Source organism: Affinundibacterium danionis (genome assembly GCF_042432465.1).
Lineage (GTDB): Bacteria > Pseudomonadota > Gammaproteobacteria > Burkholderiales > Burkholderiaceae_D > Undibacterium > Undibacterium danionis.
This window is the reverse complement of sequence record NZ_JBHLXJ010000007.1, coordinates 166,098-181,005: the sequence shown is the minus strand read 5'-3', so window position 1 is coordinate 181,005 and position 14,908 is coordinate 166,098. Positions and strand designations below refer to the sequence as shown.

Genomic DNA, 14,908 nt, shown 5'->3' with positions numbered 1-14,908 from the left:
GAAATTTTATAGCAACAATGAAAACTATATTTCAAATAATATTTCCAGAAAAATAATTTCAAGTACCACCTGCTGTGGAATATTTGAATTGGGGAGCACATCTTTACAAGAGGGGTTACTACCATCGCAAACTCAAGATTGTCTGAAGCAACAATGATCAGGAGATCTCTTAGGAGGGAAAATATCCAGATTTGATTAGATTCGCGACTTCTATAGCGTCACTACGTTTATCGCAATTGAGCAATGAAATTCAGAAGAGGAATCGTCGCAGGCAATAAAGGTTCAACCGCTACCGTCCCCTGCCAAGCGAAGGCTTGTCCTTCTAGGCTTTGCGGTTCGCCTGACCAGTCGCGTGAGATATAAAAATGCAAGCGGACATGGGCATGTGGGTAGATGTGTTCGACGCCACACCAAGCTTCGGCATTGATGATTTGCACACCGAGCTCTTCCATGAATTCACGCTTTAGGGCATCAAGAATGGCTTCCCCAGCTTCGACTTTCCCACCGGGGAATTCCCAATAGCCTGCATACGGTTTTCCCTCTGGGCGCTGTGCTAAGAGCACGTCGCCATTGGGTTTCATTAAAATACCTACTGCAACATTGACTGGGCTTGCGCTCATTATTTTTACTTTATATTTTATGGAGTGAGAAAACTTATTGCGTGCGACCTGCGTAATCGCGGGCGAATTGCCAAGCGACCCGACCAGAACGCGAACCACGTTGCAAAGCCCAACGCAAAGCATCGGCGCGAGCCGCGCTAATTTGCTCTGGCGAACAGTTGTAAGTCGCTAACCAATGGGCAACGATATCAAGATAATCGTCTTGTTTGAACGGATAAAACGAAACCCACAAACCGAAGCGCTCGGATAAAGAGATTTTTTCTTCTACCGTTTCACCGGGATGCAAGTCGCCATCTTCGTCATGGGTATAACTTGCGTTATCTGACATACGCTCTGGCATTAAGTGGCGACGGTTGGAGGTAGCATAGATCAGGACATTGTCGGACTGCGCAGCGATGCTGCCATCCAAGGCAACTTTCAATGCTTTGTATCCCGCTTCACCTTCTTCGAAGGAAAGGTCATCGCAGAATAAAATAAATTTTTCGGGACGATCAGCGATCAAATCGATGATGTCTGGTAGGTCGGTCATATCAGCTTTATCAACTTCAATTAAACGCAAACCCTGATCAACAAATTGATTTAAACAAGCTTTAATTAAAGACGATTTGCCAGTGCCTCGCGCACCCGTCAACAGCACATTATTGGCTGGCTTGCCTTGTACAAATTGCTGTGTATTTTGACTGATTAAAGTCTTTTGCATGCCGATATGATGCAAGTCCTCAAATTGCAATTTCGTCGTATGTTTAACAATCTGCAAAAACCCCTGCCCACCTTGCTTACGCCAGCGAAACGCTTTTGCCAAACGCCAATCGGGCGCTGGAACTGGCGGTGGTAAATACGCTTCCAAACGATTTAACAACTGCTCGGCACGGCTTAAGAATTGATCTAATTGGGACATAGGTGTTTAGAGTTCAATGATGGTGCTACAAAGGTCGTAGGGCGGGCGTACCCCGCGCCGCCGGCTCAAGGAGCACCAGAGCGGCGCGGGGTGCACCCGCCCTACAAAATTAGGCAGCAAGTTTACGAGCGATAATCCGCATTAATCGATACATACTCATGCGATAAATCACAAGTCCACACGGTAGTACTAGCCATGCCGCGCGCTAGTTTTACGCGTATCGTAATTTCACTTTGCTTCATGACGCGTTGACCATCGGCTTCTTGGTAATCAGGATTACGTCCGCCATTTTTGGCAACCCAAACGTCATCGAGGTAGAGATTTAATTTACCGACTTCAAGATCGTTGACGCCGGCATAACCGATCGCGGCCAAGATGCGTCCCAGATTAGGATCGGATGCGAAGAAGGCTGTTTTAACTAAAGGAGAATGCGCAATCGAATACGCAATCTTGCGGCACTCTTCGACATCACGGCCTTCTTCCACTACCACGCTAATAAACTTGGTCGCACCCTCGCCGTCGCGAATAATCATGTGCGCCAGTTTCTGCGACAAGGCAATCACCGCTTCCGCTAATGCTTTGTATTCGGGGGTATCCAACTCGTTGATCTCTAATGCTGAGGTGCCGGTCGCTATCAACATGAAGGAATCATTGGTGGAGGTATCGCCATCTATCGTAATGCTATTAAACGATTGATCTGCCGCTTGTTTAACCAAGTGATCGAGTACCGTTTGCGACACTTTGGCATCCATTGCTAAGTAACCTAGCATGGTCGCCATATTAGGCTTGATCATACCGGCGCCCTTACTAATACCCGTCATCGTGACAGGTATGCCATTAATGACCACCACGCTGGAAGCGGCTTTTGGTTGAGTGTCGGTGGTCATGATGGCTTCTGCCGCCGCCAACCAATTATCCTCTTTCAAACTCGCAATCGCGGCGGGCATACCTGCGATCAAACGATCAACAGGCAGCTGTTCCAAAATCACACCCGTAGAAAATGGCAAGATTTGTGCGGCCTCGCAGCCCAAATAGTCGGCCAACGCGGCACAAGTTGCATTGGCTGCCGCTAAACCAGCATCACCCGTACCAGCATTAGCGTTACCTGTATTCACGACCAAGGCGCGAATCGGACCTAATGCCATGTGTGGACTTTCCAAATGCGCTTTGCAGACTTGCACAGGTGCTGCGCAAAAACGATTGGTTGTAAACACGCCCGCCACGGTCGCGCTTGGTGCTAATTTCATCACCAGCAAATCTTTACGATTGGCTTTGCGTATGCCTGCTTGAGCGTAGCCCAGTTCTATACCTTTGACAGGTTTCAGATCAGCGGCGAGTGGAATAGGTGAATTAACGGCCATGGTTGAGATCCTAGATTGAAAATTAAGCCGTTATTGTAGGATATTTCCTGCAAATGATTTTGTTTAGGAAACATATTTTCAGAGTAATTTTCTGTCTAATACATCAATTATGCTTGATGTTTGTAAAAAACATATCAGTAGTTAGCGGTAGCAATAAGGGGAGCTGTTCATACCTTGAAATAAGATGGAACTAGATGCAATGTTAAAATGTCTCTCCAGCAATACATCGCTAGTCATACATCACTCGCCACACCTGCCCTTTAAGGAAACCACTGATGACCCATAACATTTCTTTAATCACGACACTTGCTGCGGGCTTCGGCGTTGCATTGATCTTTGGCTTCATTGCCGAAAAAGTCAAACTGCCAGCCTTGGTCGGCTATCTAGTCGCAGGTATTTTAATAGGCCCTGCCACACCCGGCTTTGTCGCTGACGCCAATATCGCATCCCAACTCTCCGAAATCGGCGTCATGTTATTGATGTTCGGCGTTGGTTTGCATTTTTCTCTGCAAGATTTACTCGCTGTCAAACGTATCGCCCTGCCCGGTGCGATTTTGCAAATGAGTCTCGCGACTGGATTAGGCATGGCGATGGCATGGTGGCTGGGCTGGAGCGTGGGTAGCGGCTTAGTTTTTGGCTTATCTCTCTCTTGTGCCAGTACCGTGGTTCTCCTCAAAGCATTGGAAGCACGCGGCATACTGGACTCAATGAATGGCCGTATTGCCGTGGGCTGGTTGGTGGTCGAAGATCTCGCCACCGTTTTATTTTTAGTCTTGTTACCGGCACTGGCAGGCGTCTTAGGCGGCACGCCAATTCCGGGAACTGCCGACACACCACTTTGGATTGCACTGGGAAAAACCCTGCTGCAAGTAGTCGCTTTTATCGCGCTGATGCTGTTGGTAGGGCGCCGCGTTTTACCTTGGCTGCTTTGGCAAGTATCACGCACTGGTTCACGCGAGCTATTCACGTTGGCGGTCATCGCGTGCGCTATCAGTATTGCTTATGGCGCGTCTGCTTTATTTAATGTTTCATTTGCCTTGGGCGCTTTTTTTGCCGGTACGGTGATGCGCGAATCAGAGTTTAGCCATAGAGCAGCCGAAGAATCATTACCACTACGCGATGCGTTTTCTGTCTTATTCTTCGTCTCAGTCGGGATGCTGTTTGATCCTGCCATCGTGATGCAGCAACCACTGCGCGTTTTGGGTGTCGTCGCGATTATTATTTTTGGTAAATCGATTGCCGCAGTCGTGTTGGTGATCGCTTTCCGCTACCCCTTAAACACGGCGCTGACCGTCGCGGCCAGCTTGGCGCAGATTGGTGAATTCTCATTTATCTTGGCGGGCTTAGGTGTCTCGCTAGGCTTGATGCCAGCCGAAGGCATGAGTTTGATTTTAGCCAGTGCCTTGATCTCAATTGCGCTCAATCCTGTCCTTTTTGCCGCGGTTGAGCCGATAAGACGTTGGGCTTTAGCCCACTCACAATTAGCGCGCACGCTAGAACAAAGACAAGATCCTTACGCCGAATTGCCAACGACTACAGACAACAAATACTTGCATGGACAAATCGTTCTGGTCGGCTACGGTCGCGTGGGCAAACGCATAGGCGCGGCACTCGATGCGCGCCACATCCCCTACGTCGTGGCAGAACAAAATCGTGAGCTAGTCGAAAAAATCCGCGCACAAGGCATCGTCGCCGTATCCGGCAATGCAGCGGAACCAGTGGTCTTAGTGCAGGCACACATAAGCAACGCCGCCATGTTGGTGATCGCCATACCCGACACCCTAAACGCACGCCAAATGATCAAAACCGCCCGCACGCTTAACCCTACGATAGAAATTATTTTACGAGCTGACAGCGAAGATGAAATGACCTTACTAAAGCAAGAGACTTCTGATCTCGTGTTCTTAGGTGAAGAGGAATTGGCGAAAGGAATGACTGGTCATGTATTGGCGCGTTTTGCGGTGGATGTTGAACCGATTAAAGCGCACTAAAAACTAAGTACAAAAGGGCATCGTAGGTTGGCGCTGAGCCTGCAATGCCCAACATGTATCTGCAAGCATAGCGTGTTGGGCTTTGCAGCCCAAGCTACTTGCGGAAATGAGCCCAGCCAATAGTGATTTTGCAGCAAACTTGATTGGACTGATGGTGGTAAGGCGTTACGGCAATGTGGATGAAATTGCTGGCTTCGCTTCCTATCTAGCCGGATCAGAAGCAGCCTATATCACTGGCGCGAGTTTCTTGATTGATGGTGGTTTTGCGGCTTAATCATCGTCACAAAAACCCGGTATCGAATTGCGGTCAAACGATGCCGGGTCTTTGCTTAGTGTTCAATTCAATAAGAACATTTTATTGGGTACAATCGAGCCTTTGGCAACTATTTAAAGCCTGTTGGCGCGGGTTTCACCTGCCCTACTTGGCTGCTTTGTATGTGGGATTTGCAGAAGCAGACATACGGCGCATCACGATGCGTCCTGCTTTTTTAACCTTACTGCGTTGCTTGCATAAAAAGCGCTCAGTTGTGATCAGGAAGAACTAACCGCTGGAATGATCGGTTGGGTCTATCGAACCGGGCCATCGCTGTAATAAACAAAGCTGCCGTGAATGGAAACGTTCTTTACTTTTCCATTTTCTGTGTACTCAAACCATTGTGGGCACGAATTGGACAGTCCAAGCCATGTCATCTCGTCGAAGTCGTCATCGTCAAGCGTGTGAATGCTCTTGAGTGAAAGCGCATCTGAGTGGGACAGTCGATCTAGAATTGATTTACGCACGTAGTAGGAATTCGCGCACTGATTTAGCGGAGCGAAAAATAGCCATGCAAAAAGAATGCTTGCCGAAATCGTACCTAGGGCTATTTTGCATTTTATGCCGCACATTTTCGTATCCAACGTTTGACATGAGAGGCCCGACCCGACTTGCTCGGGCGGAGCCTCTCGATGAAAGGATTGGGCGTCATTGACTCACCTGGCGCAACTTTTCGGAGAGCTTTGCTTCGAGTACTGCAAGGCCTTCACCGTTGGGCAGGTATTTGAGAACTCGGTGGTGCCTCATGTCGAACGGTATGTCGTCAAGCGATTGAGAAACTGGAACGACATGCTTGCCTAGGGTGTGAGCGACTCCCGTTTCGTACATGACGTTTGGATTTCTTCCAGTGAAATCGACAACGACGATATGCGCTCGAAAGATCAAACTGAAGATGTCTTGAATGACAGTGCTGTCTTCCCATATGTCATCAACTCGAAGGCAGCGAAAGCCCGCAGCTAGACCGGCCCGCTTGATAGCCTCGTGGACCGAATTGAATCCGGCGTCGAATGGCATCATCAGCGCAACAAGATCGCGTTCTACAGCTTGGCTTTCCGGGACTTGGAAGACATTGGGCGCGAAGGTAATCTTTCGTTCCGCTGGTTTTGCCGAGATGTAGTGGGTTTCTCCCGGGTACTTTGTATAAGCGTGTCGCTCGAAAATTTCGAACGCCTTTAGATCATGCTCTGCAATTTGGCGAATCATGGCCAAGGCATCTCCGTCATAGTCTTCGTCGCCCCACGAAAGGCTCCGGATGAGGCGAGGATGCTTGCGGATTGCGTCCGAAAAACCAGTGAGGAGACCCACTTCGTCCCAGTCGCTGGCATCGAAATGAGCGACGACTGTTTGACGAAGCCCTAGGATACGCTGACCGACTTCGTACGTGATCATGAGACTCGATTGGTTGTGAATGGCACCCAACGCAGAGGTGCCGGGATCGCCGCCACCGGAAAATTAATAAAGTGAGAAATCGTCATTGGCGACTCCCCGCCGACCGTCTTGTTAAGTGCCTTTTTTTGCATTTTCTTCCTCTTTGGCGAGCCTCTTCGCAATTTCATAAATACGTCCAAGAAGGTTCTGAAATTTCTCATTAGCATTAGCGACATCCTTCTCTTCAATATTATGACCATTCATCGAGCTAAGTACTAAATCATTGATACTACCCATCCCGCCAAATGCAGAAAGCATGTGCTCAACGCCATAAAAATCTAAACTGCGTACTCTTTGCGCATCAATACGCAGCCAATCCCCCCATAGCTTTTCACCATGTGTCAGCAATAAAGTAGACGCCTCTTGAATTAGATTCGCTAATTTTTCTACTTCTGAATGCATAGGAACTTAACTAGATATAGGCGACACAATGTCGCCTAATAAGTTAACGTGACGCATAACACTTTTCATAAAATCTCTCCACAGCCTGATGAATACTTACTTCACACGAAACATCAACAATTTTAACTATACTAAAATTCTACAAAAAGCGTCACGAACAAAGCAAGGATTTTATCAAGCTAACTCAGCGAGTCAAGAAAACAATTTACTGGAGAATTTGCGGGAGCGATGACAATCTGAACAAGTGTCATGTACGAAGAAGCGTTTGAAACCGGAGAAAAAATCAACACACAGCAATTCAAAATCCACCATGTGTTGATCCGAAAAATCTAAGGCCTAAATCGTGTTTCCAGTGATAGGGCCTTTGCCGCTGTATTTATCGAGTGCCAGATAAATGACAGGGGTAATGAACAGAGTAATCGCTTGCGAGAAGATCAAACCACCGACGACCGCTAAACCCAGAGGTTGGCGTAATTCAGCACCAGCGCCTAAACCTAAGGCAATCGGCAAGGCACCAACCAAGGCCGCCAACGTCGTCATCATAATCGGACGGAAACGTTCGATACACGCTTCGCGGATTGCTTCTGGTGGTGTCATGCCGCGATGACGTTGTGCGTCGAGTGCAAAGTCGATCATCATGATCGCATTCTTTTTCACAATACCGATCAGCAGCAAAATACCGATGGTGGCGATCAGGGTTAAGTCTTTGCCGAATAGCTCCAACATCAACAATGCACCGACTGCTGCCGATGGCAGGCCTGCCAAGATGGTAATCGGGTGTATAAAGCTCTCGTACAAAACACCGAGCAACACATAGATCACTAACAATGCCGAGATAATCAAAATCATTTGACCAGATTGAGAATCTTTAAACACCGCTGCATCACCACCGTAGGAAGTAATAACAGAAGACGGCAATTTAATCTCGTCTTTGAATTTATCTATCTTGTTAGTGGCATCGCCTAAAGGCATATCCGGTGCCAAATTGAAAGAGACCGTGACCGCTTGCAATTGACCTACGTGATTAATCGCAGTCGGGCCGACGGTACGCTTGACAGTCGCAAAACTGGACATCGGTACCAAGCTGCCGGTATTGCTACGCACATAGATGGCACCAATCGCTGCTTCATCTTTCTTGTCTTCGGGACCGACTTCTAACACCACCGCATAACTATCGACGCTGGTGAATAAAGTGGCGATCTGACGTTCACCGAAGGCGCTATACAAAGCAGCACGTATCGCATCGATGCCCACGCCCAAAGAATTCGCTCTATCTCTATCGATCTCGATTGAGGCTTGCAAACCTTTGAGTTGCGAATCGGTCGTCACATCTTTAAAGCCAGGATCAGAGCGCATCTTATCTTGCATCTTGAACGCCCAACTACTGAGTTCGCTGGCATCCACACTTTGCATAATGAATTGATACTGACTCTTACTTGGGCGTCCGCCTAATTGCAAGTTTTGCGTAGGGCGTAAAAACACGGTAATGCCCGGCACCGCTTTCAATTTATTACGCAGACCTTCGACCACTTCTTTCATGGGCTTACGTTGATTGCGAGGTTTTAAATTGATGAAGCCGCGACCGGTATTTTGTGAGCCACCACCACCGTGGAAAGAGGACACGGTTAACACATTCGGATCTTCGCGTAAAATTTTGGCGACCTTTTCTTGCAAGATGACCATTGCTGGGAACGAGGTATCTTCGGCCGCTTCGGTGGAAACATTCAATTGACCGATATCTTCTTCAGGGAAAAATCCTTTAGGAATCGCATTGAACATATACGCCGTCGCGATAAACGTCAGCAAAGCTACGAACAAAACGAACTTACGATGCGTCAATGCCATATCCAAACCACGCGTGTAAGCATGCAAAGAGGCGTTAAAGCCACGTTCAAAACTATTGGTTAATGCGCCCACCCATTTTGATGGGGGTAAATGTTCGCTCTCTGCTTTCAAGAAACGACTGGCCAACATCGGTACTAAAGTCAAGGACACGAAGGCCGACACAATAATCGACAAACTCACTACCACCGCGAATTCATGGAATAACTGACCGATCACGCCCGGCATAAAGAAGATAGGGATGAACACCGCGATCAGAGAAGTCGAGATAGAAATAATCGTGAAGCCCACTTCGCGCGAACCTTTGAGTGCTGCTTCAAATGGCGTCTCGCCCATCTCAACGTGACGAATAATATTTTCCAACATCACAATCGCATCATCGACCACCAGCCCGACTGCCAAAGTGATGCCCAATAGAGAGATATTATCTAAGGTATAGCCAAAGCCCCACAACAAGAACACCGCGCCCACCAACGATACCGGCAGCGACAAGGCAGGGATAATGGTTGCGACCATGTGGCGCAAGAATAAGAAGATCACCACGATAACGAGGAAAATCGTCAACAGCAAAGTCAGATTCACGTCATGCAAAGCATCGCGCACTGAGACCGATCTATCATTGGCTAATGTGATGTTTACTGAGCTAGGTAATTGCGCTTTAAAGCCAGGGATTGCCGCTTTGATCGCATCTACCACTTTCACGGTATTGGCATCAGTTTGGCGTTGTATCGCCAACATAATCGCTGGCTCACCGTTGAAATTACCAACCGATTTCACGCTCTCATAACTGTCTTCAACGCTGGCGACATCACGCAAACGCACGACTTGACCGCCTTTATTACTGACAATAATGCTGGCGAACTCGGCCGCGTTTTGCAATTGCTTATTGGCGACGATGGTTAATGTTTGTTTATCACCATCGAGCGTACCGACTGGTGCAATGGAATTGGCTGCGCGGATGCTGGTCGTGATTTCATCGAAGCCAATATTGCGACTCGCCAGAGCACCCGGATCAACACGAATCCGCACCGCATAACGACGAATACCAAAAATATTCACCTGCGCCACACCGGCTAAGGTTGAAAGATTCGGTGAGATCAAATGTTCCGCATAATTGGTGAGCTCCGCCAGACTTAAAGACGGCGAAGTCAATGCCAATACCAAGACCGCAGAATCGGCAGGATTCACTTTGCGATACGACGGTAATGAGGTCATCTCAATCGGCAAAGCACGTTGGGCACGCAACAAGGCGGCTTGGACATCTACCGCCGCTTCATCGACATTACGGCTGGCATCAAATTCCAAGGTCAAAGAAGTCGAGCCTAAAGTGCTGCTGGAACTGATAGTCGCTAAACCCGGGATAGTCGAAAACTGTTTCTCTAAAGGTAAAGCAACCGAAGTCGCCATCGTCTCAGGACTAGCGCCGGGCAGACCCGCACCGACACTAATTACTGGCGTGTTATAGCTTGGCAGAGCGGCAATCGGAATAATGCGATACGCCAAGATACCTGCGATAACCACAGAAATATTCAGCAGTATCGTCATCACCGGACGACGAATAAATAACTCCGATAAATTCATGATGCACTCGCAGCAGAAGCGGTTGCAGTTGCGGAGGCAGCCGGGGCAGAACTCGCGGTCGATGCGGCGGAAGCGGCGGATTTTTTCTCACCGCCTTCGCCTTTACCATTCGCTTTATTTTCGCCTTCAGTTCTTTCCTTCACTGGCACGCCCGGACGCAAATTCTGTTTGCCTTCAAGGATGACCTTCATACCTGGCTCTAAGCCAGTCACAATCGCATCATTTTCAAAACTGTATTGAACTTGCACTTTCTTTTGTTCGGCTTTACCCTCGGCATCCACCACAAATACGGTGACCGCATTGACGCCCATCACCAAGGCATCACGTGGGATCACGATGGCGTCTTTCAGAGTGAGTACGCTCAACTCTAAATTGGCATAAGCGCCCGGCCATAATTTCATTTCTTTATTATCAAAGACTGCTTTCACTTTGACTGTACCAGAGACAGCGTCAACGACGTTATCAACGAATTGCAACTTCCCTTTAAATTTTGCTTTGTTATCGGGAAGGCTGGCATATGCCAAGCTATCGCCGCGCTTCATACTGTCCAAAGCATCTGACAAATTACGTTGCGGCAGTGGGAAAGTAATGGCAATTGGATCCATTTGAGTAATGGTTACCAAGGCTGCGCCTGAAGTGCTTGGCTGTACCAAAGAACCTGGGAAGACATTGATCAATCCGGTGCGACCACTTACCGGTGCGGTAATTTTGCTATACGCCAAATTAACCTTCACGGATGCCACCGCGGCTTTAGCAGCATCCACCACAGATTGCTGCGCTTGCACCGAGGTCTGAGCCGCATCTACCACGCTTTGCGACTGAAATTTCTTTTCAAATAATTCTTTACTACGCATCAATTGACGCTGGTTCTCGGCCAAGGTCGCCAGCTCCTTATCCAGTTGCGCTTGGGCTTTGGCTAAATTGGCGATGTCCGCACGATTATCTAAGGTGAACAATAAGTCCCCAGCGCGTACAAACTGGCCTTCTTTAATATGAACTTTTTCTATCACACTGCTGACTTGGGGACGCACATCAACAATATTCAGTGAGGAAACCACGCCATTCGCACTCAATTTCACGTCATAGTTACGCTTCTGGGCGACCACTGTATTGACGGTCACGGGGCGATTCTTGTCACCTTTTGCCCCGATCGTTTGCCCAGCAACCAGTTCGGTGCTCTCAGTGCCATTCTTTTTCCACAACCAATAGCCACCGCCGGCGGCAATAGCCAATGAGAGTGCGAGTATAGTTTTAGTATTTTTCATATTGATTGGAGTTTAAATCGAAGCTGTTTAGACATTTCCATTGGAGAAAGTTCTATAGCCTAAGGTAAAAAGAGGCAGATTAACGAATTTATTCCAGGACACGATGGCAAATAGGTATCAACTAAGTATCAACTCGGCATCAACTAAGCATCAGTCCCCAAACTTATCACACTGTTTGTAATAGCTTGCATCTTAACAAAGAAAAAGCCAGCGCTCAGGCTGGCTTGGTTCTTTTATACGTTTTGTTACGAATATCAGGCAACAACTTAGAAGTCTTACACCACCGCTCCATCAGTCTCGTCTTTTTCTTTCACTGGCTTGAGCAAGTCTTCGCGTTTCACACCCAACCACATCGCGATGGCCGCCGCCACGAACACAGAAGAATATATACCAAAGCAAATGCCAATCGTCAGAGCTTTAGCAAAACCTGCCAAAGTTGGACCACCAAACACCAACATTGACAACACCATCATCTGAGTAGAACCGTGAGTAATGACGGTACGAGAGATCGTGCTGGTAATCGCATTATCAATAACTTCAGTCACGGTCGCCTTACGCATTTTCAAAAAGTTTTCGCGAATACGATCAAAAATAACCACCGATTCATTGACCGAGTAGCCCAAGACCGCCAACACCGCGGCCAATACCGCCAAATCAAATTCCCATTGGAAGAAAGCGAAGAAACCTAGAATGATCACCACGTCATGCAAGTTAGCGATAATTGCCGACACCGCGTATTTCCATTCAAAGCGTATCGCCAAGTAAGCCATCACACCAACCACGACGAACAACAAAGCCATCAAACCGTCATGTGCTAATTCATCGCCCACTTGCGCACCAACCAAGGCTGTTCTTTGCAAAACAACGTCTGGATGGTCGGCTTTTAAAGCATTCATTACGCGTTCATTTTGCGCTGTAATCATAGCGTTCAATTCTTTTTCGCTAGGCTTAGCAGCACCTTCAGCCACTTTTGGCAAAGGCATACGAATCACTACGTCTTGTGCTTTACCGAAGGTTTGAGGGACAGCTTCACTGATACCGATTGATTGAAGTTTTTCCCGAATCTTGGTGGTATCGGCAGCCTGACTATAGCTGACTTCCATCGAAGTCCCGCCAGTGAACTCTACCGATAAATGCAAAGGCTTCGTTATAAGAAAGTAGACGGCCGCAACGAAAGTTAAGGCAGAGATGACATTAAAAATCAGCGCATTGCGCATGAAAGGTATGTCACGTTTAATACGGAATAATTCCATGATGAAATCCTAAATCTGTTCTGTAATTGACTAAATGCTGATTTGCACGTGGCTTATTCAGCAGGTTTCCAAATTTGACCAATCGAAATGGAAGCCAATTTTTTCTTGCGTCCGTACCAAAGATTGACCACACCACGTGAAACAAACACCGCAGAGAAGATAGACGTCAAAATACCTAAACAATGCACAATCGCGAACGCTTTAACTGGACCAGAGCCGAATACCAACAAGGCCAAGCCAACGATAAATGTGGTGACGTTAGAATCCAAAATGGTAGCCCAAGCGCGATCGAAACCTTGCAAAATCGCATGCTGCGGACTATTTCCAGCTCGTAGCTCTTCACGTATCCGTTCATTAATCAAGACGTTGGCGTCAATCGCCATACCCAGTGCCAAGGCAATCGCTGCCATACCAGGCAAGGTCAATGTCGCTTGCATCAAGGACAAAATACCGACCAACAATAACAAATTAACCGCTAAAGCAAACACACTAAAGAAACCAAACATCATGTAGTAGACAATCATGAAGATGGCAATAGCAACAAAACCATACATCGTGGAGTGAATTCCTTTGGTGATATTGTCGGCCCCCAACTGGGCACCAATAGTTCGTTCTTCGATGACTTCCATCGGTGCGGCCAAAGCACCAGCGCGCAATAACAAAGCCAATTCATTCGCATCATTGGTAGAACGCATGCCTGTGGTTTGGAAAGTTTTACCCAATACATCTTGTATCGTTGCCACTTGCAGCAACTCACCTTTGCCTTTTTCAAACAAGACAAAAGCCATACGCTTACCTACATTAGGACGAGTCGCTTCAGTCATTCGACGACCACCCTCGCTATTTAAATCAATACTTACGGCAGGTTGTTGGTTTTTATCGAAACTCGCCTGTGCGCCGGTAATCGCATCACCGGTCACGATAGGCTCTTTATACAAAATCGCCGGACCGCCACGACCTACTTTAAACATTTCAGAACCAAACGGTACTGCGGTGTTTTCATCTACGGGACCAATCACGCTTTCATCCACCAAACGCACTTCCAAAGTGGCAGTACGACCAATAATTGATTTAGCACGAGCAACATCTTGTACGCCTGGCAATTGCACGACAATACGGTCAGCACCTTGTTGCTGAATAATCGGCTCCGCTACACCGATTTCATTCACCCGTTTAGACAAGGCAGCGATATTTTGTTTAACGCCTTCATTCATCAAGGTCGTCAAGGCTTCTGGCTTGATCGTGACTTTGATGGAAAGATCAGTGTTTTCCGCAGTCGCTACACTATCGAGCAAACTGACATCTGTCATTTGACGCACTAAAACTTCACGTGCTTTAGCGCGAGTTTCTACATCGCGGAATTTAATTGTGACTGAAGACGCGTCACGAGAAATGCCTGCATGGCGAACTTCTTTGTCTTTTAGTGCACTGCGAATACTTGCTTGCAATCCGTTGAGACGATTGTTTAATACTGCCGAGGTATCCACTTTCATCAAGAAATGCACACCACCGCGCAAGTCCAAACCTAAGTACATAGGGAAAGCGTGCAACTTCTGCATCCATACTGGCGTATTCGGCAAAAGATTCAGGGCTACGGTGTATACAGGATCGCTAGGATCTGCATTCAAACCTTTTTCCAATGCCGCTTTTGCTTTGAACTGCGCATCAGTCGTCGCAAAACGGGCTCGAATTGACCCTTGAATTCCGTTGTAATCAAACGAATAGCCAGTTGAACTGATACCCGCTTCTTTCAATACTTGTTCGACACGGCTAATCATGCTTTCGTCCACTTTGATAGTGGCCTTGGCACTATTAACCTGCACAGCATATGAATCACCGAATAAATTCGGTGCAGCATACAAAGCACCAAAGACCAGCGAAATCAAGATGATGATGTACTTCCAGAGGGGATAACGATTCATAGCGGATTCAGAAAAAAGAACTACACGAACGA

The 14,908-nt window shown here is 47.5% G+C and carries 11 protein-coding genes; 2 read left to right on the top strand and 9 right to left on the bottom strand.

The genetic code is table 11. The annotated features are described in order from the left end of the window. Positions 1–227: 227 nt before the first annotated feature. The 3 genes from ACFFJH_RS06560 to argJ form a co-directional block, all read right to left on the bottom strand. The gene (locus ACFFJH_RS06560) at positions 228–620 is read right to left on the bottom strand and encodes an NUDIX domain-containing protein (protein ID WP_390211079.1); all 393 of its coding nucleotides are present in this window, start codon (positions 618–620) and stop codon (positions 228–230) included. Positions 621–654: 34 nt separating this feature from the next. After that, on the bottom strand, positions 655–1,518 hold the full coding sequence (locus tag ACFFJH_RS06555) for an ATP-binding protein (protein WP_390211078.1): 864 nt from the start codon (positions 1,516–1,518) through the stop codon (positions 655–657). A 122-nt stretch (positions 1,519–1,640) separates the two neighbouring features. After that, the gene (argJ, locus tag ACFFJH_RS06550) at positions 1,641–2,879 is read right to left on the bottom strand and encodes a bifunctional glutamate N-acetyltransferase/amino-acid acetyltransferase ArgJ (RefSeq protein WP_390211076.1); all 1,239 of its coding nucleotides are present in this window, start codon (positions 2,877–2,879) and stop codon (positions 1,641–1,643) included. 275 nt (positions 2,880–3,154) lie between these two features. On the opposite strand from argJ, the gene ACFFJH_RS06545 reads away from it, so the two are divergent. Then, the gene (locus ACFFJH_RS06545) at positions 3,155–4,870 is read left to right on the top strand and encodes a cation:proton antiporter domain-containing protein (protein WP_390211075.1); all 1,716 of its coding nucleotides are present in this window, start codon (positions 3,155–3,157) and stop codon (positions 4,868–4,870) included. Positions 4,871–4,976: 106 nt separating this feature from the next. Further along, a complete protein-coding gene (locus ACFFJH_RS06540) occupies positions 4,977–5,144 on the top strand; it encodes an SDR family oxidoreductase (RefSeq protein WP_390211074.1) in 168 nt (55 codons plus the stop codon). Positions 5,145–5,831: 687 nt separating this feature from the next. Here ACFFJH_RS06540 and ACFFJH_RS06535 read toward each other — a convergent pair. The 6 genes from ACFFJH_RS06535 to secD all read right to left on the bottom strand — a co-directional run bounded on the left by ACFFJH_RS06535 (position 5,832) and on the right by secD (position 14,876). After that, on the bottom strand, positions 5,832–6,572 hold the full coding sequence (locus ACFFJH_RS06535; RefSeq protein ID WP_390211072.1) for a hypothetical protein: 741 nt from the start codon (positions 6,570–6,572) through the stop codon (positions 5,832–5,834). A gap of 111 nt (positions 6,573–6,683) precedes the next feature. Further along, positions 6,684–7,013, bottom strand: coding sequence for a DUF6966 domain-containing protein (locus ACFFJH_RS06530; protein WP_390211070.1), 330 nt, complete (start codon positions 7,011–7,013; stop codon positions 6,684–6,686). Between the two features lie 336 nt (positions 7,014–7,349). Further along, complete coding sequence (locus ACFFJH_RS06525) at positions 7,350–10,436, bottom strand: efflux RND transporter permease subunit (protein ID WP_390211068.1); 3,087 nt, start codon at positions 10,434–10,436, stop codon at positions 7,350–7,352. Then, positions 10,433–11,701: an efflux RND transporter periplasmic adaptor subunit gene (locus ACFFJH_RS06520; RefSeq protein ID WP_390211067.1), complete on the bottom strand. Its 1,269-nt coding sequence runs from the start codon at positions 11,699–11,701 to the stop codon at positions 10,433–10,435. Before ACFFJH_RS06520 ends, ACFFJH_RS06525 begins: the two co-directional genes overlap by 4 nt. 275 nt (positions 11,702–11,976) lie before the next feature. Beyond that, positions 11,977–12,954: a protein translocase subunit SecF gene (secF, locus tag ACFFJH_RS06515; protein WP_390211066.1), complete on the bottom strand. Its 978-nt coding sequence runs from the start codon at positions 12,952–12,954 to the stop codon at positions 11,977–11,979. Between the two features lie 53 nt (positions 12,955–13,007). Then, positions 13,008–14,876: a protein translocase subunit SecD gene (gene secD, locus ACFFJH_RS06510; protein WP_390211065.1), complete on the bottom strand. Its 1,869-nt coding sequence runs from the start codon at positions 14,874–14,876 to the stop codon at positions 13,008–13,010. Positions 14,877–14,908: the final 32 nt, after the last annotated feature.